This is a genomic window from Sorangium sp. So ce1153, assembly GCF_051521595.1.
Classification (GTDB): Bacteria; Myxococcota_A; Polyangia; order Polyangiales; family Polyangiaceae; genus Sorangium.
Map to the genome: position 1 here is coordinate 1 of NZ_CP150361.1, position 21860 is coordinate 21860.

The 21860-nt window shown below is 72.8% G+C and carries 13 protein-coding genes; 6 read left to right on the top strand and 7 right to left on the bottom strand.

Annotation, left to right across the window (positions count from 1 at the left end):
* Positions 1-1416 (top strand): chromosomal replication initiator protein DnaA, encoded by a 1416-nt coding sequence (gene dnaA, locus WME85_RS00005; RefSeq protein WP_437833955.1) that lies wholly within the window; start codon positions 1-3, stop codon positions 1414-1416.
* Positions 1417-1614: 198 nt separating this feature from the next.
* Here dnaA and WME85_RS00010 read toward each other — a convergent pair whose 3' ends face one another.
* From WME85_RS00010 to grpE, 3 genes are all read right to left on the bottom strand, one after another.
* A complete protein-coding gene (locus WME85_RS00010) occupies positions 1615-5538 on the bottom strand; it encodes a protein kinase domain-containing protein (RefSeq protein WP_437833958.1) in 3924 nt (1307 codons plus the stop codon).
* 129 nt (positions 5539-5667) lie between these two features.
* Positions 5668-7530, bottom strand: a complete 1863-nt coding sequence (dnaK, locus tag WME85_RS00015) for a molecular chaperone DnaK (protein WP_437833961.1) — start codon at positions 7528-7530, stop codon at positions 5668-5670.
* Positions 7531-7715: 185 nt separating this feature from the next.
* Positions 7716-8300 (bottom strand): nucleotide exchange factor GrpE, encoded by a 585-nt coding sequence (gene grpE / locus WME85_RS00020; RefSeq protein WP_437833963.1) that lies wholly within the window; start codon positions 8298-8300, stop codon positions 7716-7718.
* Positions 8301-8563: 263 nt separating this feature from the next.
* Here grpE and WME85_RS00025 point away from each other — a divergent pair, with 263 nt between their 5' ends.
* Together WME85_RS00025 and WME85_RS00030 are read left to right on the top strand one after the other, a co-directional pair.
* Positions 8564-9826 (top strand): aspartate aminotransferase family protein, encoded by a 1263-nt coding sequence (locus WME85_RS00025; protein WP_437833966.1) that lies wholly within the window; start codon positions 8564-8566, stop codon positions 9824-9826.
* Position 9827: 1 nt separating this feature from the next.
* Positions 9828-12239, top strand: a complete 2412-nt coding sequence (locus WME85_RS00030) for an HAD-IC family P-type ATPase (protein WP_437833968.1) — start codon at positions 9828-9830, stop codon at positions 12237-12239.
* A 66-nt stretch (positions 12240-12305) separates the two neighbouring features.
* Here the strand turns inward: WME85_RS00030 and WME85_RS00035 are convergent, their stop codons facing one another.
* The 3 genes from WME85_RS00035 to WME85_RS00045 form a co-directional block, all read right to left on the bottom strand.
* A complete protein-coding gene (locus WME85_RS00035; protein ID WP_437306914.1) occupies positions 12306-12827 on the bottom strand; it encodes a Fur family transcriptional regulator in 522 nt (173 codons plus the stop codon).
* 133 nt (positions 12828-12960) lie between these two features.
* Positions 12961-14031, bottom strand: a complete 1071-nt coding sequence (locus tag WME85_RS00040; RefSeq protein WP_437833971.1) for a hypothetical protein — start codon at positions 14029-14031, stop codon at positions 12961-12963.
* Between the two features lie 70 nt (positions 14032-14101).
* Entirely contained in the window at positions 14102-14893 is a 792-nt protein-coding gene (locus WME85_RS00045) for an extensin family protein (protein WP_437833974.1), read from the bottom strand.
* A gap of 315 nt (positions 14894-15208) precedes the next feature.
* Between WME85_RS00045 and hrcA the strand changes: the two genes are divergently transcribed.
* The gene (gene hrcA / locus WME85_RS00050; protein ID WP_437306917.1) at positions 15209-16252 is read left to right on the top strand and encodes an HrcA family transcriptional regulator; all 1044 of its coding nucleotides are present in this window, start codon (positions 15209-15211) and stop codon (positions 16250-16252) included.
* Here the strand turns inward: hrcA and WME85_RS00055 are convergent.
* The gene (locus WME85_RS00055; RefSeq protein WP_437833976.1) at positions 16245-17309 is read right to left on the bottom strand and encodes an RluA family pseudouridine synthase; all 1065 of its coding nucleotides are present in this window, start codon (positions 17307-17309) and stop codon (positions 16245-16247) included. The genes hrcA and WME85_RS00055 overlap by 8 nt on opposite strands.
* 185 nt (positions 17310-17494) lie before the next feature.
* On the opposite strand from WME85_RS00055, the gene WME85_RS00060 reads away from it, so the two are divergent.
* Entirely contained in the window at positions 17495-18379 is an 885-nt protein-coding gene (locus tag WME85_RS00060) for a response regulator transcription factor (protein ID WP_437833979.1), read from the top strand.
* A gap of 275 nt (positions 18380-18654) precedes the next feature.
* Positions 18655-21531: an ArnT family glycosyltransferase gene (locus WME85_RS00065; protein ID WP_437833982.1), complete on the top strand. Its 2877-nt coding sequence runs from the start codon at positions 18655-18657 to the stop codon at positions 21529-21531.
* Positions 21532-21860: the final 329 nt, after the last annotated feature.

The window sequence follows — 21860 nt, forward strand, 5'->3', positions numbered from 1 at the left end:
ATGACGATTCCGAAACACGAGCCCCGCGAAGTCTTCGATCGGGCGATCGAGCATACGCGGGCCCTTTCTCCCGCAACTTTTGATCAGTGGTTTGGGGGAGTTCAGTTCGATGACCTGACCGACGGCGTGCTCACGCTGCGAGTCCAGAACGAGTTCGTCCTCGAGTGGGTGAGGGACAATTTCCTGCCCGCGCTGACCGACAAGATCCGCGAGATCACGGGCTGGTCGGTCCAGGTGGCGTGGACGGTGGATCAGCACCTGGACTCGCCGATCGCGCAGCGCGTCGAGCTCACCCCGGTCCGCCCGCGGGCGCTCGTGGTGCGTCCGACGAGCACGGCGCCGACGCCGGCGCCCCGCCCCGAGCAGCCGCTGCGGCGCGTCTCGCCGATGCCCGACGACCTCAACCCGAAGCACACCTTCGCGAGCTTCGTCGTGGGCCCGTCGAACCAGCTGGCGCACGCGGCCGCGATCGCGGCCGCGGGCGGCGGGGGCCGCCGGTACAACCCGCTCTTCATCTGCGGCGGAACGGGGCTCGGCAAGACCCACCTGATGCACGCGATCGCGCACCGCGTCTTCGAGGGCAGGCCGGACGCGCGGATCATCTACGTCTCGGCGGAGAAGTTCACGAACGACTTCATCACGGCCATCCAGCACCACCGGATGGACGACTTCCGCACGAGGTACAGGTCGAGCTGCGACGTGCTGCTCGTCGACGACATCCAGTTCCTGGCCGGGCGCGAGCAGACGCAGGAGGAGTTCTTCCACACCTTCAACGCGCTCCACACGCTCGACCGGCAGATCGTGGTGACGAGCGACAAGTACCCCCAGAACCTCGAGCGCATGGAAGAGCGCCTGGTCTCGCGGTTCTCGTGGGGGCTCGTCGCCGACATCCAGGTGCCGGAGCTGGAGACGCGCGTCGCGATCGTCCGGAACAAGGCGGCGCTCGAGGGCATCGCGCTCACGGACGACGTGGCGCTCTACCTCGCGCAGATGGTCCGCTCGAACGTCCGCGAGCTCGAGGGGACGCTGATCCGGCTGGCGGCCAAGAGCTCGCTGACGGGCCGCCCCGTGGATCTCCCGTTCGCGCGCGCCGAGATCACGGCCACGTCGCCGCCGCGGGCGCAGATGATGAGCGTCGAGGACATCCAGCGCGCGGTGTGCCACCACTTCCACCTGCGCTCGATCGACCTCACCTCGAAGGACCGCCACAAGAGCGTGGCCTTCGCGCGGCACGTGGCGATGTACCTCTGCAAGCAGCGGCTGAAGTGCAGCTTCCCGGAGATCGGGCGGGCCTTCGGCAACCGCGACCACACGACCGTGATGAGCGCGGTGCGCAAGATCGAGGCGCAGCGGGACTCCGATCCGCAGGTCCGCGCCCACCTCGAGGCGCTCGAGAAGAAGCTCGCCGACGAGTAGATCCCGCCCGCGCGCTCCGCACAGGACGGCCGCTCCGCCGCGGGGCGCGCGCGCATTCCGCCGCGGGGCGCGCGCGCATTCCGTGGCGCGGCGCGCGCACGAGGCCGGCGCCCCCGCCGAGGGCCTCTCCGCGTCCGCCGCGCAGCTGTCTGGCGTCGGCTGCGCGCTGGCCGTGCAGCGCGCGGACGGCGCCGGCGGTCAGAGCTCGGACAGCCCGGCGCGCGCGTCGTCGGCGATGAGCTTGTTGCCGTACGCGGAGGCGAGCTCGAGCACCTCCGCGAGCTCGCGCCGCGCCTCCCTGGCCAGGCCCTGGTGCTTGAGGAGCGCGCCGAGCAGGTACCGGCTCTCCAGGGCGTCGATCCGGTACGAGCGCGCGTCGGCGTAGCGGGCGAGCTCGCGCAGCAGATCGCCGGCGCCGGCGGCGCCGTTCAGGCCGTCGAGGTAGGCGAGGTGCGCGCGGTTGATCGAGACGAGGCGCTCGTGGCCGCTCTCCTCGGCGAGCTCCTTCGACTCGGTGAGCGACGCGTAGGCGCGCGGCAGGTCGCCGAGCCGCCGGCTCGCGTCGCCGAGGTTGTGCAGCGCGGCGGCGGTCTCGAAGCGCAGGCCCGCGGACCGGGCGAGGTCGACCGCGCGGGCGGAGGTCTTCACCGCCGCCTCGAAGTCGCGGAGGAAGACGTGCACGAGGACGCGCTGCTTCTCGCGCTCGCTCGCCGCCGCGAGATCGCCCGGGTCGCCGAGCCCCTCCGCCCGATCGAGCGCGCGCAGCGCCGCCTGGATGTCGCCCGTCGCCGCGCGCGTCTGCGAGACCGCGAGCAGCAGCCTGGCGTCGTCGATCTCGCCCATCGCCTCGAGCTGCTCGACGGCGCGCACCGCGCGGGCGAAGTCGCCCGTCCGCACGCCGATCTCGGTCTCGCACGCGAGCGCCTTCCGGCGGAGATCCTCCCGGTCGCCGGCGAGGGCGTACGCCTCCTCGAGCCGCGTGTAGGCGTCCGCGAACAGGTCCACCGCGCCGAGGGCGCGGGCCACGTCGACGCGCGCCGAGAGCTTCTGCTCCGGGGTGCCGTCCTCGTCGATGCGCCTGAGCGCGCGGGCCACGACGTCGCCGAGATCGGGCGCGGAGCGCACGCGCACGACGACGTCCGCGAGCGCGCCGAGCCACGCGGAGAGCTCCGCCGGCGAGCGCTGGGCGTGGTCGCCGAGATCGAGCGCCTGGAAGATGAGCCGGAGCGCCGGATCGAGCTGGTTCGCCCGGATCTTGTGGAGCGCCGCCCGCGCGTAGAACGTGGCGGCGCGGTCGCGATCGCCGGCCTGGTAGAAGTGCTGCCCGATGCGCTCGGCGTGCTCGGCGCTGTCCTCGCCGACGACCGCGACGTAGGCCGCCGCGGCGGTGGCGTGCAGCTCCCGGCGGAGCTCGGGGGGGATCGCGTCGAGGACGATCTCCCCGTGCATGGGTGACGCGAAGCTCGCCTGCGCGGGGCCCTTGAGCCGCAGGAGGTCGCGGGTCGCGAGCCCGGAGATCGCCCGGTTCACGGCCGAGAGCTTCTGCTGGAGGAGCGCCGCGAGGACCTCGGTCGGCACCGGATCGCCGAGGATCGCCGCGGCCTGGAGCACGGCGCGGTCGCTCGGGTCGAGCCGCCGCACCCGCGTGGCGATGAGGGTGCGCAGCGAGCGCGGCACGGCCGACGCGCCGTCGAGCCGGGCCTTCACGACGCCGCCGGCGACGCTGAGCGCGCCGGAGTCGCTCAGCTCCTTGATGAGCTCCTCGAGGAACAGCGGGTGGCCCCCGGCGCGCTCGCGGCAGAAGGCGAGCACCTCGGGCGGCAGGAACGTCGCGCCGATGCGCGCGGACATGAGCCGCGCGCTGTCGCTGTCCGACAGCTCCCCGACCTTGAGCCGGTAGAACTGGGGGTGCGCCTCGAGCAGCGGCGGCGGGTCGGCGCGCGTCGCCAGGATCAGCACGGCGCGGAGCCCGCCGGCGCGGCCGGCGGTGGCGAGGAGGGTCTCGGCGGTGAGCTGGTCCATGGCCTGCGCGTCGTCCCAGGCGAAGCAGTGGAGCCGGTCCTCGCAGAGGCTCTGCACCATGCGCGGGAAGGCCGTGCGCAGGATCGCGCTCGTCCCCTGCGGCGCGCGCTGGTCGACGAGCGCCGCGCCGAGCTGGCCGAGCACGGCCGCGGACTCCTCCTCGCGCAGGCCGAGCGCCCGCAGCCGCGGCAGCACCGCGCGGATGCGCTCCTCGTCGTCGCCCTCCTGGATGCCGCAGAGCACCTGCAGCATCGCGGTGAGGCCGCTCCACGGGACGTCGGCGCCGTTGTGCGGGCACGACGCGACGTAGACCCCGACGTTGTAGTCGCCCTTCGACAGCCGCCGCTCCATCTCGGCGAGCAGCCGCGTCTTGCCGATGCCGCGCTCGCCCTGGATGACGGCGATCTGCGCGCGCTTCCTCGTGGCGGCGGCCAGGATGTCGCCGAGCTGCTTCAGCTCGTCGCGGCGGCCGACGAAGCGGCCGTAGGCGCCGTCCGGGGGGTGCGCGGAGGTGACCGCGCGCCCCCCCTCGGGCGCGGTCCGGCCCGCGCCGGGCAGCTCCTCGGTCGTGAACGCGTTGCGGAGGACGCGCCCGGTGAGGTGTGACACGGCGACCTGGGACTCGGTCGCGCGGGCGAGCGCCTGGGCGGAGGCGATGAGCGAGGCGAGCCGCTCGTCGCGGATCGGCGCGCCGGCGCCGTCGACCAGGATGCGGGCGAGGTGGATGCCCGCGGAGACCGACGCGCCGCCGCCGCGCGAGCGCAGGATCACGAGGGCGGCGCGCACCGCGGCCTCGGTGTCGCGTCCGTCGGCGTCGCCGAGCCCGAAGACGGCGACGAGCTGGGACGCCTCCTGCTCGAGCAGCAGCGCGCCGTAGCGCGCCAGCACCTCGCGGGCCCGCGCGATGCTCCTCGCCGCGTCCTCCTCGGACCCCGTGAAGATGAGCACGAGCGCCGTGACCTCGCGCCGCTCGCCGAGCCCGCGCGTGGCCGGGCTGCTGTCGGCCTTCTCGAGCAGCTGGAGGAGCCCCGACGCCGTCGTGCGCGTGCGCGTGCTCGTCGTGTGCGGCACCTCCACGGGCGTGCGCTCGTTGGCCCCGAGCGGCTCCTCCTCGAGCACGGCGCTCGCCTCGAGCACGGCGCCCGCCTTCTCCTCGTGGAACGGCTCCAGGAACTCGGCGAGATCGTTCGCCCCGAACCGCTCGCCCGTCGCGTAGAAGAAGCCGAGGAGCGCCTCGTGCAGCCGCCCGGCGTCGGCGAACCGATCCTCGGCGCTCCTCGCGAGCATCGTGCTCACGATGTCGACGAGCGGGCTGGGCACGTCGGGGCGCACGAGCGCGAGCGGCGGGTACTCGCTCGCCTGCAGCCGCCGCATGACCTCGAACGCGGTGGGCGCCGCGAACGGGTTCGAGCCGGCGAGCATCTCGTAGAGCACCGTCCCGAGCGAGAAGAGGTCGCTCCTGCCGTCGATCGCGTCGGCGCGCGACTGCTCGGGGCTCATGTAGGCGAGCTTCCCGCGGATCCGCCCCGCGCGCTTCTCGCCGACCTCCTCCTCGGTCATCGACTGCGTCGCCTTCGCGATGCCGAAGTCGGTGACCTTCACCTCTCCCTCCCAGGAGAGCAGGATGTTCTGGGGCGAGATGTCGCGGTGGACGATGCCGAGGGGGCGCGACTGCTCGTCGCGCCGCCGGTGGGCGTGGTCGAGCGCCTTCGCGATCTCGGCCGTCATGAACACGGCCATGCCGAGGGGGATCGGCCGCTTCGCGCGGCGGCAGCGGGCGAGCAGCGTCGCCAGGTCGAGCCCGGGGACGTACTCCATCGCGATGAAGTAGCTGGTCGGATCGCCGTTCGGGTGGTCGACGCGGCCGAGGTCGAACACCTGCACGATGTTCGCGTGCGAGAGGCGCACGGCGAGCTTGGCCTCGTGCACGAACATGTCCACGAAGCGCCCCTGCTCGGCGAGCTTCGGGAGGATGCGCTTGATGACGAGGACCTTCTCGAACCCCTCGACGCCGAAGCTCTTGGCCTTGAAGACCTCGGCCATGCCGCCTTCGCCGAGGCGCTCGAGCAAGCGGTAGCGTCCGAAGGTCTCGTTCAGCATCGTCTCGTCGAAGCCCCGCGCAGCCTCGCGTCTAGAGCGCGCGCGGCGCTCCGGAAGAGGAGGCCAGCGGCCTTCGCGCGGCCGGGAGTGCGCTCGCCCGGGGATCGCGCCGCGCCGCCCGGCCGCGCGTCACGTCTCAACGGCCTTGCTCGCGGCGGCGTCATCGTCCCCTCCATACATCGACTCCGCGATCCGGAACGCCGCCCCTTCCAGGCGCGCGTACGCGGCCCGGAGCGCGTCGAGGTCGCCGCCGCCGTCGAGCAGCTTCCGCAGCGCGGCGCACTCGGCGTGGACCTCGCCGAGGAGCTCGGCGTCGAGCAGATCGCCGTAGCCCTCGAGGGCCTGCTCGGTCGTGTAGACGAGGGTCTCCGCCTGGTTGCGGAGCTCGGCGAGATCGCGGCGGAGCGCGTCGGTCTCCTTGAACCGCTCGCCCTCCGAGACGAGCCTGTCGACCTCGTCGGGGGTGAGGCCGCTCGTCGGGGTGACCCGGACCTCCTGGACCCGCCCCGTGCCGAGGTCCCGCGCCTCGACGCGGACGATCCCGTTCTCGTCGATGCGGAAGGTCACCTGGATCTTGGGCAGCCCGCGCGGCGCGGGCGGGATGCCGGTGAGCTCGAAGCGCGCGAGGCTCCGGCAGTCGGCGGCCATCTCGCGCTCGCCCTGGAGCACGTGGACGGGGACGAAGCTCTGGTTGTCGACGCTGGTCGTGAAGATCTCGCTCCGCTCGGTCGGGATCGTGGTGTTCCGCGGGATGAGCTTGAAGCTCACGCCGCCGCCGGTCTCGACGCCGAGCGAGAGCGGCGTCACGTCGAGGAGCAGCACCTCGTCGACGTGCCCCGAGAGCGCGGCGCCCTGCAGCGCCGCCCCGACCGCGACGACCTCGTCCGGGTTCACCCCCTTGTTCGGCTCGCGGCCGAAGAACTCGCGCACCGCCGCCTGCACGGCGGGCATGCGCGTCATGCCCCCGACGAGGACCACCGTGTTGACGGCGGAGACGGGGAGCTTCGCGTCCGCGAGCGTCGCGCGGCAGACGTCGACGGTCCGCTGGATGAGGCTCTCGCAGAGCATCTCGAGCTCGTTGCGCCGCATCGTGCGCTCGAGGTGGAGCGGCCCGCCGCCCGGACCGACGGCGATGAACGGGATGTTGATCTCGGTCTCGAGCGACGACGAGAGCTCGTGCTTCGCCTTCTCCGCCGCCTCCTTGAGCCGCTGGAGCGCCATGCGATCGCGGCGCAGATCGATGCGGCTCTGGCCCTCGAACTCGTCGGCCAGCAGATCGATGAGCCGCTGGTCGAAGTCCTCCCCGCCGAGGTGGGTGTCGCCGCCGGTCGCCTTGACGCTGAAGACGCCGTTCGCGATCTCGAGGATCGAGATGTCGAACGTCCCTCCGCCGAGGTCGTAGACCGCGATCGTCTCGGCCTTGACCTTGTCGAGGCCGTAGGCGAGCGCCGCGGCGGTCGGCTCGTTGATGATCCGGCGCACGTCGAGCCCGGCGATCCGCCCGGCGTCCTTCGTGGCCTGTCGCTGCGCGTCGTCGAAGTAGGCCGGGACGGTGACCACCGCCTCGGTCACCGGCTCACCGAGGAACCGCTCGGCGACCTGCTTCATCTGGCCGAGGATCATCGCGGAGATCTCGGGGGGCGAGTAGCTGCGCCCCTTGACGTCGACCCACGCGTCGCTGTTCGGCGCCTCGACGATCTTGTAGGGGGCGAGCGAGATCTGCTTGCTGACCTCGGGCGCGCTGAATTTGCGGCCCATCAGGCGCTTCACCGCGGAGATGGTGTTCTGCGGGTTCGTGACCGCCTGGCGCCGCGCGACCTGTCCGACCAGGCGCTCGCCGCTCGCGGGGAAGCCGACCACCGAGGGGGTCGTGCGCGCGCCCTCGGCGTTCGGGATGACCCGCACATCGTTCGCCGAGGCGACCCCCGCCCCCTCGACGACAGCCACGCACGAGTTCGTCGTCCCGAGATCGATGCCGATCACCTTCCCCATATGCGGCGAAAGATACTACAGGCCTCGCTGCGCGCCGGGTGGGGAGACGACCTTGGCGTCCGCGATATTTGGGGAGATCGTGCGGTGAGGTGGCGGGGCACAGCAGATCCCGGAGAGGACCACCGCCATGATGCGCGCGAGGCAGGAGGTGTGCGCTGAGCAGCCGGCCCGCGCCGTGGCGAGGCTCAGTTGGCCGCGGACGTCGACTCGCCGGGCGAGCCCTTCGAGACGACGACCATCGCCGCGCGGATCAGGTAATCGCCCAGCATGTACCCCGGCTGGACCTCCGCGATCACGACGCCGGCCGGGTGCTCGGTCGACTCGATCTGCTGGATGGCCTCGTGCACGCTGGGATCGAAGGGCTTTCCGACCGCGGCGATGCGCTTGATGCCCATGCGCTCGAGCGTATCGACGAACTGCTTCGCCACGATCCGCACGCCCTCGGCGACCGACTTCACGTCGGGCGCGCTCTCGGCGTGGCTGGCGGCGCGCTCGAGGTTGTCGAAGACCGGGAGCAGATCCTTCAGGATCGACTCGCGGCCGCGGCGCTGTGCCTCTTCGACCTCGCGCCGGGAGCGCTTACGGAAGTTGTCGAAATCGGCGGCGGTGCGCAGCAGCTGCTCGCGCATCCGCGCGGCCTCGGCCTGCACCTCGCCGAGTTTGTCTTCGGGGGTGGCGGCTCGCTGCTCCGCGGGCTCTGCGCGCTCCGCCTGCGCCTCCGCCGGCTCCCCGGTGTTCTGGTTCGACCCATTTTGTTCCGAATCGCTCATAGGACGGCGGCACTATAACCAGCCGCGATCCGGTGGCAATCTCCAGGCCCAGCGCCGGTCCCCCGGCGCGCGCCGGCGCGCTCGGCCAGCGCGCGCCGGCGCGCTCCGACGGCGGCGGCTCGCGGGAGCGGCCGCGGACAACCGCGCGGCGAGCGCTCCGGACGCGCATTTTACGCGCGTTTTGCCCGGGTCTCCACGATCCTGGGCCGGCCGTGCATCGACCGTTTGCTCCGACCCCCTGCCCGGCGTTAGATCGGGGCCCCATGAGCATCGCCCCCAGCCCCGCCGCCGAGCCCCCTCCGGCGAACGCCTCGACGCCCGCCAGCTCGCCGCTCCTCGCGGCGCAGAGGCACCTCCTCGGCAACTACCGCCAGCCCCCGTTCGTCCTCGATCGAGGCAAGGGGTGCGAGCTCTTCGATACGGAGGGGCGCCGGTACCTCGACATGTACGCCGGGGTGGCGGTGGCGTCGCTCGGGCATGCTCACCCGCGGCTCGTGGCGACGATCGCCGAGCAGGCGGGCCGCCTCATGCACACCTCCAACTACTTCTTCAACGCCGAGAACCTCCGCCTTGCCGAGGAGCTCTGCGAGAAGACCGGCTTCGACCGCGCCTTCTTCTGCAACTCGGGCACGGAGGCGAACGAGGCGATGCTCAAGCTCGCGCGCCGCCACTTCTTCAACCGCGGCGAGACCGAGCGCTACCGGATCATCGCGTTCGAGAACGCGTTCCACGGCCGCACGCTCGGCGCTGTCGCCCTGACCGGGACGCCGAAGTACCGCGAGGGCTTCGGCCCCTCGCTCGAGGGGGTCACCCACGTGCCCTATGGAGACGCCGCCGCGGTGCGCGCCGCCATGGGCCCGGACGTCGCGGGGATCCTGGTGGAGCCGGTGCAGGGGGAGGGCGGTGTCCTGCCGGCCCCGCCCGGGTTCCTCGCGGAGCTGCGGCGCATCGCGGATGAGCACGGCGCGCTGCTGCTCCTCGACGAGGTGCAGACCGGGATCGGGCGCACGGGGCACTGGCTCGGCGCGATGTACGACGGCGTCCAGGGCGACGCGGCGGCGCTCGCGAAGGGGCTCGGCGGCGGGTTCCCGATCGGCGCGCTCGTGCTGCGGGAGCGGCTCAACGGCGCGCTGCCCCCGGGCTCGCACGGCTCGACGTACGGCGGCAACGCGCTCGCCTCGGCCACGGCGCGCACGGTGCTCGCGGTGATCGAGGAAGACAAGCTCTGCGAGGCCGCCGTGAAGCGCGGCGAGCAGCTCGGCCGCGGCCTCGCCGCGATCGCCGCGCGGCTGCCGAACGTGTGCGCCGGCGAGCGCGGGCGCGGCCTGCTCCGCGGGCTCATCCTCGCGCCGGGCGTCGACACGCGCGACGCGCTCGGGCGCGCGCGCGACCGGGGCGTGCTCCTCACGGTCGCCGGCAGCAACGTGCTCCGGTTCACGCCGCCCCTGATCGTGAGCGAGGCCCAGATCGACGAGGCCCTGGCCGAGGTCGAGGCCGCGCTCGCCGAGATGCCGGCTGCAGGTTGAGGTGGTCGCCTCGCGCGCAGCCGGGCCCGCCGTCGCGCCCCTCCCGTGCTCGGGCTGCAGCAAGCTGATCGATCCGCTGCGCGCGGGGCACGTCGCGATCTTCGACCAGCGCTTTCACTACTTCTGCAACGCCCGGTGCCGCCACGCGTTCCTCGGCGAGGCGCCGCCTGCGCCGGGCGACGTCCGGCCCGCCGGCCTGGCGAGCTCGGGCGCGCCCGCCCGGGGGTTCTCGCCGGGGGCGCCGCCCGCCGCCGGGCCCCACGCCGCCGCGCCGCGCGCCGAGCCCGCGCGCGCCGACGAGGGCGCCCCGCGCGTCGCCGATCTCGACGCGCCCATCGTCGACGCGTTCCCGCCCGTTCCGCTCGACGAGCGGCTCCCCGAGCTGCCGGTCCTCGACGACGATCGCGCGCTGCTCGAGCCGATCGGGAACACCATCCTGAGCGAGGAGCCGCAGCGCTACGAGGCGGCCGAGGCGCGGGACATCGGCGCGCTGCTGCTGGTGCTCGCGATCATCGCGGGGACGCTCGCCGTCGCGCTCACCCTCGCCGGGGACGCGAAGCTCGTCATCGGCGCCCGCATCGTGCTCGCCACGGTGAGCGCCGGGATGCTCCTCGGCCGCGCCGCCACGACCGCGCGCGACGCCACGGATCCGCACCCGGCGCCGATGCTCGCCCCCGTCCTGGGAGGGCTCGTGGCCGCCGTCTGGGCCCTGTTCGGCCAGGATCGCGCGCTCGCGGCCGAGGCGGCGTCGCTCGCGGGCGTGATCGCCACCGCCAGCGCGATCAGCGCCTGGCTCATCGAGAGCGCGCGCCATCGCGTGTTCGCCGAGCGGATCTGGATCGCGTCCGTGCTCTCCACGCCGGCGCGCCGGCCGCCGGGCGCGTGGGCGCACGGCCCGGCGCCCGTCGACCGCGCTCCTCCGCGCGGCGACGACGGCTCCGCCGAGGGCGCCGGGGACGAGCTCTACGAGCTGCGACCGGGCGAGAGCGTCCAGGTCGACACAGGGGAGGTCGTCCCGGTCGATCTCGTGGTCACGGGGGGCGACGTCGAGGTGCTCCCCTGGATCGGCGCCACCACGCCGGCTCGCCGGCGCGACGGCGACCCCGTCGTCGCGGGGGCCACCGTGGTCCGGGGCCGCCTCGTCGGCGCCTGCACCTTCTCCGGCGGCGACCGCGCGGTCGCGCGCGTGCTCCTCGACGCCCGCCGGCGCGCGGACGCGCTCGCGCCCATCGCGCAGGCCTCCCGCGCCCTGACCGAGCGCTGGGCGATCGGCGCCGCGGTGATCGGCGCGCTCTCCGCCTTCGTCGCCGGGCGCGCGCCGGTCGAGGTCGCGATGACGGCGGCGTCGGTGCTCGCCGCGCTGTCCACGGCGATCACGGCCTCGATCGCCTCGGTCCACGTCGCGCGCGGCATCTTGCTCGGGCTGCGCCGGGGCATCGTCTACAAGAGCGCCGACGCGTGGGACCGCGCCGGTCGGGTCTCGGTCGCCGTGTTCTGCGCCCGCGGCACGCTGCTGCTCGGCGAGCCCGAGCTCGCGGAGCTGGAGGCGACCGGCCAGAAGCTCACGCCGAGCGACGTGCTCGCGCTCGCGGCCGGCGCGGAGCGCACCGAGGAGCACCCCGTCGCGACGGCGATCGTCCGGGCCGCCCGCGTCCGCGGCCTGCGGCCCGACGGCGTGCGCAACCCGAACTTCCACCCCGGCCTCGGCGTGACGGCCGTCACCTCGTCCGGCGAGGAGCTCTGCGTCGGCAACCGCGCGCTCATGCTCGAGCAGCGGATCTCGATCGCCGCGGCCGAGAGCCGCGTCGCCGAGCTCGAAGCGCTGGGCCGCACGGTGGTGCTCGTCGCGGTGGGCGCCCGCCTCGTCGGGCTCATCGGCCTGCAGGACGGGCTCCGTCCCGGGGCGCGGGCCGCCATCCAGCACCTGCTCGACGCGCAGGTCGAGCCCGTGCTGATGTCGGGCGACGCGCGCGAGACGTGCGAGGCGATCGGCCGCTCGCTCGACATCGATCACATCCGCCCCGAGATCCTCCCCGCGGATCGCGGCGCCGAGGTGCGCCGCCTGATCGACGCGGGCACGAGCGTCGCCGTCCTCGGCCACGCCGGTGTCGACGACGCCGCGCTCGGCGCCGCGGACGTCTCGGTGGCCCTCGGCGCCGCTGGCTCCGCGCCTGCCGACTTCTCGGTGGTGCTCGCCTCGGACGATGTCCGCGACGCCGCGCTCTCCCTCGCGCTCGCGCACCGCACGCGCATCGAGGCGCGCGTCGGGCTCGCGCTGAGCGTCGCCCCGGCGCTCGTCGGCGCCGCGGTCATCTCCGCGTTCGTGCTCCCGCCGGCCTACGCCCCCATCGCCTCGCTGCTCGGCGGCGTCATGGCCGTCGTCCACGCCCGCGCGCTCGACGCGAAGAGTTGAACGCTCGCTGCGCCACCCGCGCCGCGCGCGGCCGGCCCCGCGCTCCTCGCCTCCCGCTGGAGGCGGCTACGAGACGTCGGCGTCCGCGTCGTCCTTGGCGTCGCCGTCGCGGCACTCCAGGCAGACGCCGTACATCTCGTGCTTGTGCCAGTTCACCTCGAAGCCGTACTTCGCGGCGATCTCTTCCTGGAGCGCCTCGATCCGCGGCTCCTCGAACTCGATGATCTTCCCGCAGCTCACGCAGATCAGGTGGTCGTGGTGCGCGCTGGCGTCGTCGGCCAGCTCGTAGCGGCTGAGGCCGTCTCCGAACCGGCGCTCGGAGGCCACGCCGCACTCCGCGAGCAGCTTGAGCGTCCGGTACACCGTCGCGTACCCGATGCCCCGGTCGCGCGCGCGGACCTCCGTGAGCAGGTCCTCGATGGTCATGTGCGGGGCGCCCGAGAAGAACGTGTCGACGATCAGCCGGCGCTGCGCCGTCGACCTCAGCCCCTTCTTGGCCATGTACGCCTGGAGGCGGGCGCGCAGCCGGTCGAGGGCAACTTGGTCGACGTGGGTCACGCTGTCCCCCTCTCTCGCGATGACGGCCATGCGGAGTTTATCCCGTTCGCGGCGAACCGCGTCAAGGCCGGCGACCACGCCCGCTCGGCGCGACCTGACCGCGTCTGCGATCAAGCGATCAAGCGGTCACGCGGTCACGCGGTCACGCTCTCGCCCCCCGGCATCACTCGCCGACCTGCGCCATGTAGCTCACCTGCGCGGCCGACCCTCCGAGAGGGCTGAGCAGCGTGATGGGGGGCGAGACGAGCCCAGCCGCCGCCGTGTTGTCGATGACGACGTAGTAGAGGCCCGGGCGCAGCGCATAGCGGCGCGTCTCGATGATCCCGGGCTGGAGGGGGCCGCCGGCTTGCACCGGGCCGGGCGGGGGGCCGAGCGGCTTGCCGGTCTGGTAGGCCTCGCGCCAGGCGTCGCCCGTCAGCTTGTCGACGATCATGATGTCCACGGGCGCGCCCTGCACGCTCAGCTTCAGGTAGAGCGCCTGGTCCGCGTCGGCGACCTCGAACGGCCCGAGGTAGTCCCGCTGGTGCGCCTGCACCTCGATGACCTCGTTCGCGAACGTGTACCGCTCGTCGTCTTCCGCCTCGAACGGGTGGTGCGGGCGCTGGGGCGGCATCAGGATCCCCAGCGTGAAGTCCTTCCCGGTCTCCTCGTTGTAGAGGACGGTGAACCCGCGGGTCATCTCGCCGGCGACGATCTGGTTGCCGAGCAGGTTGGCGAGCCCCCCGAACGGCGGCACGTTGGCCATCACGTCGATGACGGGGTTCTCGACGTAGCCGAGCTGGAAGCTCGGGCCCTGCACGATCCGGTTCAGCCGGCCCCACACGTAGACGTCATCGCCCGCGATCTGGAAGTCGGGCCGGTACTCGACGGACGTCGTGAGCGAGAAGCCCACCCGCTTCGCCGGCTGCATGTAGCCGTACCCGGTGCCGGCGATGTGCACGGTGACCGTCTGGGCCGCGTCGTTGACGTCGTACGAGCACTGCATCGGGAAGAACCGCCCGATGGACGACGACCTGTCCTGCAGGCGCAGCGAGACGCCGCTCTTCAGCATCTCGGGGCAGATCTTGCTGGCGCCGAAGTTCGAGAAAAGAAACCAGCGGAGGCCTGGGCTCGCGTTCACGGGGCCGCTGATGCAGGGGCAGCCGACGAACGTGAACGACAGCACGATGGCGGCGAGCGCCAGCGCGGCGGACGCGGCAGAGGCGGGGGCGGGCGGGGGTCTTCGTGCGGGCACGCGGGCTAACATAGCGGGTCGACCTCGGAGCGAGAGCGGGTTTGCGCCCGGGAGGCCTGCCCTCCCGGGATCAGCGCACGAGCTGCCATTGGACGTCGGGGGTCACCTCGAGATGCAGGTGATTTCTGTGCGCCCGGTCGTAGTTGGGCGTGAGGATCGACGTGAAGATGTGCTGATCCGCGGCCTCGCACACGATGGAGCGCAGCTCTCGCGCCGCCGCGTCCGCCGGCGGGCTGCTCGCGCCCTTGCGCGCCGCGCCGCGGCTCGCCGGTTTGCCCGCGCCCTCGCCGCACACCGGGGCGCCGCGCCTGCCGACGAAGTCGCGCTCGACGTCGAGCCACTCCTCGGCGAACCCGTCGCCGGCGCGCTTCTTCACGAACCTGTAGATGTCGATGGCGAGCCCGCCGGGGTGCCTCGTCGCGAGCTTGCCCTCGGGCCACATCGGCGAGGGGGGCCGCCACGCCGAGAACATCAGCACCTCGCCGATGTCGTGCACGCGCAGGATCCGGCTGAAGTCCGAGAGCGCGAGCGCGAGTCGGCAGTCGAAGACGTCGTTCGGGTTGTCGGCGCGCCGGTGGGCCGGCTCCGCGGTCCGGTAGAGGACCCCGCCGACCCCTTGCGTCAGCCGCACCGGCGCGAGCACGCCCGGCGCGCGCCGCACCGGCTCGAACGCGACCTTCCGCCGCACGAGCGCCTCCCGGCACCGCTCCGCGCTCAGGGCCGCGTAGCGCGCCGACGGGTGTCTGGCCCAGTCCTGATGGAACTTCACCTTCGGCCTGCCCTGCGCGCTCGGCGTGGTCGCGAGCGGGCCGAGCGCGAGGGCGAGCGCGCAGGCGGTGGCGGCGTGGCGTGCGGGCGGCATCGTTGCGGGCGGGCGTCGCCACGCGCCGAGGCCCCGGCCCACCCCGGGGAATCCGGGGAAGGGCGCGAGGAACACGGCAGCGCGAGGGCCGCGGAACCGCGGCCTCCGGCGCGGCGGCCGCGCCCATCCTAGCGCGCCATTTGACCGGGCCGCGCGATCGCCTCAAAATAGACGGCATGCGCATCCGTGGGCCCGGAGCCCGCTCGCGCGTCTTGACGTATGGGAGCGAAGGCCCGGTCCGCATGGCTTCCCGGTCCGGGCAGTCCCTGGTCCAGGTAGCCACCGCGGCGCGCTCACGCGCTGCATGCAGCTGACATGGGAGATGTTTCCAATCGCGCTCGAAAGATCCTTTTCGCCGCGGTCACCGAGTTCATCGCGACGGGCGACCCCGTAGGCAGCAGGACGCTCGCGCGGAAGTACGGGCTCGATCTCTCGGCGGCCTCGATCCGCAACGTGCTCGCTGACCTCGAGGAGGCCGGCTACCTCCATCAGCCGCACACCTCCGCGGGGCGGATCCCGACCGATCGCGCGCTCCGGCTGTTCATCGACGCGCTCGTCGAGCTTCGGTCGCTCTCCCCAGAGCAGCAAGCGGAGCTCAGCGCTCGGTTCACCGAGATCTACACGGTGGCGAGCGACCCGCTCCGCGAGACGGGGCGTTACCTCTCGGAGCTGTCGGGCGCGGCGGCGGTCGTCGCGGCGCCGCGGGCGGAGATCCGCGCGCTCGCCCAGCTGCGCTTCATCCCGACGAAGCCAGGGCAGCTGCTCGCCGTGCTCGTCTTCGCCGACGGCTCGGTCGAGAACCGCTTCATCTCGATCGACGAGTCGATCAACGAGGGGGAGCTCACCCGGATCCACAACCTGCTCGCCGACGTGATCGAGGGGCGCACGCTGGGCGAGATCCGGGACCTCTTCGCCCGTCGCCTCGCGGACGAGCGCCTCCAGATCGACGCGCTGAGGCGCCGCGCCTTCGAGCTCGGCAGCAAGGCGACGGCCGACGTGACCCGGCGGAGCGAGGTCGTCATCGAGGGGCAGAACCGCCTGATCGACCTGCCGGAGTACGCCGACGTCGACCGGCTCAGGAAGCTGATGAAGGCGCTCGAGGAGCGCGAGGAGCTCGTCGATCTGCTCGACCGCACGCTCGCCGCCGGCGCGGGCGAGGTCACCGTCTTCGTCGGCAGCGAGGCGGGCGATCTGGGCGGAGGCCAGCTCAGCCTGGTCGCTGCGCCGTACATGGAGAACGGGCGCGTCGCCGGGACCGTGGGCGTGCTCGGCCCGACGCGGATGGATTACGCGAAGGTGATGCCGCTCGTCGACGCCACCGCCGCGGCGATGAGCGAGGCCCGCGGCAAGGTCAAGTAGCGCCCTTGCGCCGCGCCTCGCGGAGCCGCTCGAGCACCTCGTCGAAGTCGGGAGGCGGCGGCGCCTGGAACCGCATCGGCCGGTCGTCGGTGGGGTGGTCGAACCCGAGCTCGGCCGCGTGGAGCATCAGCCGCGGGGCCGGGATCTTCGCCCCGCGGTAGTCGCGCACGTAGACCGTCTCGCCGACGAGCGGGTGGCCGGACTCCGCGAGGTGGATGCGGATCTGGTGCGTGCGGCCTGTCTCGAGGCGGCAGGCGACCAGCGTGACGCCCGTGGCCCCGGGCTCGTCCTGCGGCCCTCGGAGCGTCTCGATCGGCTCGACGTGCGTCACCGCGAGCTGCCCCTCGCGCCGCCGCTCCCGCGCCGAGCCGCGCAGCCCGTCGCCCCGGTCCTCGACGAGGTAGCTGCGGTGGGTGCCGCGCGGGACCGCGCCGTGCGCGAGCGCGAGGTACTGCCGGTGCATCGAGCGCACGCGGAGCTGCTGCGCGAGGTGCTTCTTCGCGGCGAGCGTCCGCGCGAAGACGAGCAGCCCGCTCGTCCCCTTGTCGAGGCGCTGCACGACGCCGAGCGGCGCCCGCCCGCGCAGGCGGTCGCGCCGGGCCAGCACCTCCCGCACCAGCGCGTCGAGCGTCGCGGCCTGCTCCGCGGGGTCCTCGTCGCCGTACGGGATGGTGCTCACCCCCGCGGGTTTGTTCACCACGACGACGCTCGCGTCCGCGTAGACCACGAGCTCGCCCTCGAGCTTGCGCCGCCGCACGGTCTCGGGCCGCGGCGCGCGCAGGCGGACCTCGACGCGCTCGCCGTTGAGCACCCGGCGCCGGGCGCTCGTCGCCACCGCGTTCCCGACCAGCACCTTGCCGGTCTCGATCAGCCGGCGCGCGTCGGACCACGAGACAGAGGCGAGCGCGCGGATCGCGCCGTCGAGCGGCCGCCGGTCCAGCTCTGCCGGAACTATCCAGTGGCCATCCTGCGGAGGTCGTACGGGAGCGGTCGGGTCGACGCCGGTCGGTTCAGCGTCGGCCTGGGTCGGGGGAGCGGCGGGGCGGAGCGGTCGCATGAGAGCTCACGGGGGCGCCTTGCTCGGCCCGACCAGCGTGGGGCCGGGCTCTACCGGCGCGAAAAACGCGCATCCGCGGGGCTCGCGGGGCGAAATACACCGCGAATGTTGACACATCGCGCGACCGGAGCCGAAGATATCCAGAGCCGTCATCGCTTTCTCGCCATCTGAGAGGAGACCCGTTCGTGGCCAGCACCCTTCTCGCCGTAGACGACAGCGTGACCATGCGCAAAGTGCTCGAAATCACCTTTGCGGGTCAGGATTTCCGCGTCGTGACGGCGAGCAGCGCCGACGCTGCGCTGCAGAAGCTCAAGAGCGATAAACCCGACCTGGTGATCGCCGACGTCACGCTCGAGCCGAAGAACGGCTACGAGCTGTGCAAGGCGATCAAGCAGGCATCACCGGCGACGCCCGTCCTGATCCTGTCGTCCAAGCAGAACCCGTTCGACCCTGCGAAGGGCTCGAGCGCGCAAGCGGACGACCACATGGACAAGCCGTTCGACACGCAGCAGATGATCGACAAGGTCAAGAAGCTGCTGGCGTCGCGCGGCGAGGCGAAGCCGGCCGCGGCTGCGGCTCCTGCTGCGGCGACGCCCGCGGCCGCGCGCGCTCCCGCCGCCGCGGCGCAGCCTGCTGCCGCGGCGCAACCTGCGGCGGCGGCCGCGGCGCAGCCCGCCGCGGCAGCGGCGGCGAGCCCGCTCCAGCGCGCGAAGACGCTCATCTACACGCCCAACGCGCCGGCCACCAGCGCCGCGCCGGCCCAGGCCTCGGTCAAAACGGCGCCGACCGGCGCGTCGTCGGGTCTGCCGCAGACGACGATGGCCTTCTCGCCGACGCCGGTGTCCGGCGTGCCGAAGACGGCGACGGGGTCTGCGGCGGTCGCGGCCACCGCGTCCGCGCAGGTCAACGGCCAGATGGCGAGCAAGCTCGAGGGCCTCGGCCTCACGAGCGAGCAGGTCGAGGCCGTGATGGCGCTGTCCCGCGACGTCGTGGAGCGCGTCGTGTGGGAGGTCGTCCCGGTCCTCGCCGAGACGATCATCAAGGAAGAGATCGCGCGCCTGACGAAGTAGTCGCGCACCACGGCCGCCGCGCGGCCGTTGGCGTCGCGGACGCGCCCCCTCGCCGGCATCCCGGCGAGGCGCGCGAGCGGGGCGGCGTACGCCGCGACGCCGCAGCTCACCGGGCAGGTCTGCGCAAGCCGCGCACGAAGGCCTGCTCGGGGCGGGGCTTCACTCGCTTGGGCGCGGCAGGTCCGTCGCTGCGCGAGAGCATGCGACCGCTGCTTTGCCCGGCGACGTAGAGTTGCTACGCCAGGGCCCCGCCGCGTTCCGCGTCCGGCGCAGCCATGAACGACACGCACGACAAGAGCAGCGGTGCGCCCGCGGACGTCCGCGACGAGCCGGCCGCGGGCGATGAGTCGGCCGCCGGTGACGTGACGGCCACGGGTGACATGGTGGGCTCCGGCGCCGCCGAGCCGCGCGCCCCTTCTCCGGAGGACGAGGCCGCAGAGAGCGACGGCGCGACCGGCGCGGACGAGGCCGAGCCCGACGACGATGAGCCGCGCCTCGTTCCGCAGGGCAACCCGCTCCGCTGGCGCGGCGCCGCCGTGCTCGCCGCGGGCGCCCTCGTCGCGCTCGTCGTGATGGCGCTCGCACCTCAGTTCCGCTGGGGCGTCCCGCTCGGCGCGCTCGGGATCGCGGCCGCCACGCTCGGCCTGCTCGATCTGCTCGGCACGTTCGACGACCCGCCCGAGCGCGTCGCCGCGCGCGTCGGCATCCGCGACCTGCTCGGTCCGCTCGCGCTGCTCGGCGGTGGGCTCGTCGCGTTCTTCGTCCTGATCACGCTCGCTGTGGCCGGCTACTTCTCGCCGATCTCCGCGTCACGGGACGGCGCGCCCGCGCTGCTCTCGCTGGCGATCCCCGCCGTCGCGATCCCCGCCGCGTTCCTCACGGCGGTGGCCGGCGCGTTCCGGGTCGGCGAGCGCCTCGGCCCCGGCCGCGTCGACGAGGCGGGCGCCCCGCGCCCCCTGCTCCGGCGGCATGGCTTCTGGCTCGTCGCCCTCGTCACGCTGCTCTACCTGCCCATGCTCGGCAGCCACTCGCTCACCGACCCGTGGGAGACGCATTACGGCGAGGTCGCGCGCGAGATCCTCGCGAGGAACGACTGGATCTCGCTCTGGTGGGCGCAGGACGGCTGGTTCTGGTCGAAGCCGGTGCTCGACTTCTGGATGCAGGCGCTCGCCATGGCGGCCTTCGGCGTCCGCTACCGGTCGGGCGAGATGCTGTCGGCGGTCGCCGAGGGGCGCACGCCGTGGCCCGAGTGGGCGGTCCGGCTGCCCATCTTCGCGCTGACGCTCATCGCCGTTTACCTGCTCTACAAGGCCATCTCGCAGATCTTCAGCCGCCGCGCGGGGCTGCTCGCGGGCGTCGTCCTCGCCACGATGCCGCAGTGGTTCCTGGTCTCGCACCAGACCATGACGGACATGCCGTTCGTCGCGACGATGGCCGCCGCGATGGCGCTCCTCCTGCTCGGCATCCACACCGACGAGGCGCGGGAGGCGCGCGTCTACGAGGTCGACCTCGGCGCGCTCAAGGTGGGGCTCTCCGCCTATCACCTCGTGCTCGGGGCGATCATCGCCTGCGCCCTGCCGCAGATCCTCTATCTGCTCTCGCGTCACGTCGAGATCCACCCGGCGCCCTTCGGCGTGCGCCTCCATGGAGACGTCTTCAGCTCGGGCTCTCCGGGCAACTGCGGGCTGCCCGGCAACGAGGCCTGCCGGTCGGTGCTGCCCGTGGTCCCCGGGCTGCAGCCCGTGCTCCAGGCGCTCATCTGGGCGCAGACGCTCGGCATCGTCCTCTACGCCAGCTGGGGCGAGCGGCGTGTCCAGCGGCTCCTCTTCCTCGCGGCGTGGTTCTTCGCCGCCCTGTCCACGATGGCCAAGGGGCCGGCGGGCTTCGGCCTCCCGGTGCTCTGCGCGCTCGGCTACGTCGTCGTCTCCCGCCGGTACCGCGACCTGCTCAAGATGGAGATCCCCGTCGGGCTGCTCGTCCTCGCGTGCGTCGCGCTGCCCTGGTTCGTCGCGATGTACGCGCGGCACGGCCAGCCGTTCACCGACAGGCTCCTGTTCCACGACATGTTCAAGCGCGCCTTCACCCACGTCCACGACACCAACGAGGGCGATGACGTGAGCTTCCGCTACTACGTGTGGCAGCTCGGCTACGCGATGTTCCCGTGGACGGGGCTCGTGCCCGCCTCGCTCGTGTGGTGGCTCCGGCGCCGGGAGGGGGGAGCTCCAGGGGAGGGGGGACCGTCAGGGGAGGCCGGCTCGGCCGACGTACGCCAGAGCGACGCCTCGGTGTTCCTGGCGATGTGGTTCATCTTCGGCTTCGCGCTCTTCGCGCTGATGCTGACGAAGTTCCACCACTACATCCTGCCGGCCGTCCCGCCGGCGGCGATGCTCACCGGGATCCTGCTCGACGACATGCTGCGCCTCGGGGGCGGCGCGCGAGGGCTCGCGCGCGGCTCGGGCGGCGCCTCCTCGCCGGCGCTGTCCGCGCGCCCGAGCGCGGTGGTCCTTTACGAGCGCGCGATGCTCGGCGCGATCGCGATCGGCGCCGCGGTCCTGGTCTTCCTCGTCGGGCGGGACCTCGCGATGTTCCGCGACGGGCAGCCGAGCCAGGCCAGGCTGCTGCACCTGTTCACGTACAACTACAAGCGTCCCTGGCCGCAGTCGCTCGACTTCTCCGCGACCCTCTGGGCGTTCACCGCCGCCGCGGCGGTCCTGTGCGCCCTGCTGATGGTCGCGCGCTGGCGCCGCCTCGTCCTCTACGCGCTCCTCTCGCTCGCCGTCGTGTTCACGGCGTGGGGGCTCGATGTGTATTTCGTGCGGACCTCGCCGCACTGGGGGCAGCGCGAGACCCTGCTCGCCTACATGCGCGCGAGCCAGCAAACCCCGGGTCCTCTCGTCGCCTACCAGCTGAACTGGAAGGGCGAGAACTTCTATGCCGGCAACAAGCTGGCGGCCTTCGTTTCGAGCGGAAAGAAGTTCCAGGACTACATCAATGAGCAGAAGAAGAAGGGCGTGAAGACCTTCTACTTCGTCACCGAGCACGCTCGAACCAGCTCGCTCTCGAACGAGCTCGGCAATCCCCGCGTCTTCGAGAAGCTCACTCCCATCGAGCTCAACAACAAGTTTCTCGTCGTTCGCGCAACATTCGAGTGACGAGCAGCGCCTGGAGGAGCTCGGCTCACCATCGCTTTCCAGCTGTGGCGCTGTACGCCTGCTCCGTCCTGAGGCGCCTTGTTGTAGGTGCTCGTCGGTCATGCTGCGTAAGGAAATCCCTTGCAGGTCTGCCGTCGTGGACGCGCAGGAGCGCAAGGGAGCCCCGGTGTAGATGTTCTAAGTGCTTGAATTGACTACAGGAAGGCGCAGGCACGCCTCCTGCTCCTCAGGAGTCCGAGCGTCGCGGCGGAGACCTTTCCCCCCCCAGGTCCGCTGCGACGCTCTTTATCTTTTGCGCCGTGGCGCTGGCCGCATATCGCGCGACCAGC

Coding starts and splice junctions, on each gene's coding strand:
- grpE (WP_437833963.1), bottom strand. CDS start 8,300: ATGAGCGATTCGGAACAAAATGGGTCGAACCAGAACACCGGGGAGCCG.
- WME85_RS00045 (WP_437833974.1), bottom strand. CDS start 14,893: ATGCCGCCCGCACGCCACGCCGCCACCGCCTGCGCGCTCGCCCTCGCG.
- WME85_RS00065 (WP_437833982.1), top strand. CDS start 18,655: ATGAACGACACGCACGACAAGAGCAGCGGTGCGCCCGCGGACGTCCGC.
- WME85_RS00055 (WP_437833976.1), bottom strand. CDS start 17,309: ATGCGACCGCTCCGCCCCGCCGCTCCCCCGACCCAGGCCGACGCTGAA.
- WME85_RS00010 (WP_437833958.1), bottom strand. CDS start 5,538: ATGCTGAACGAGACCTTCGGACGCTACCGCTTGCTCGAGCGCCTCGGC.
- hrcA (WP_437306917.1), top strand. CDS start 15,209: ATGGGAGATGTTTCCAATCGCGCTCGAAAGATCCTTTTCGCCGCGGTC.
- WME85_RS00035 (WP_437306914.1), bottom strand. CDS start 12,827: ATGGCCGTCATCGCGAGAGAGGGGGACAGCGTGACCCACGTCGACCAA.
- dnaA (WP_437833955.1), top strand. CDS start 1: ATGACGATTCCGAAACACGAGCCCCGCGAAGTCTTCGATCGGGCGATC.
- WME85_RS00025 (WP_437833966.1), top strand. CDS start 8,564: ATGAGCATCGCCCCCAGCCCCGCCGCCGAGCCCCCTCCGGCGAACGCC.
- dnaK (WP_437833961.1), bottom strand. CDS start 7,530: ATGGGGAAGGTGATCGGCATCGATCTCGGGACGACGAACTCGTGCGTG.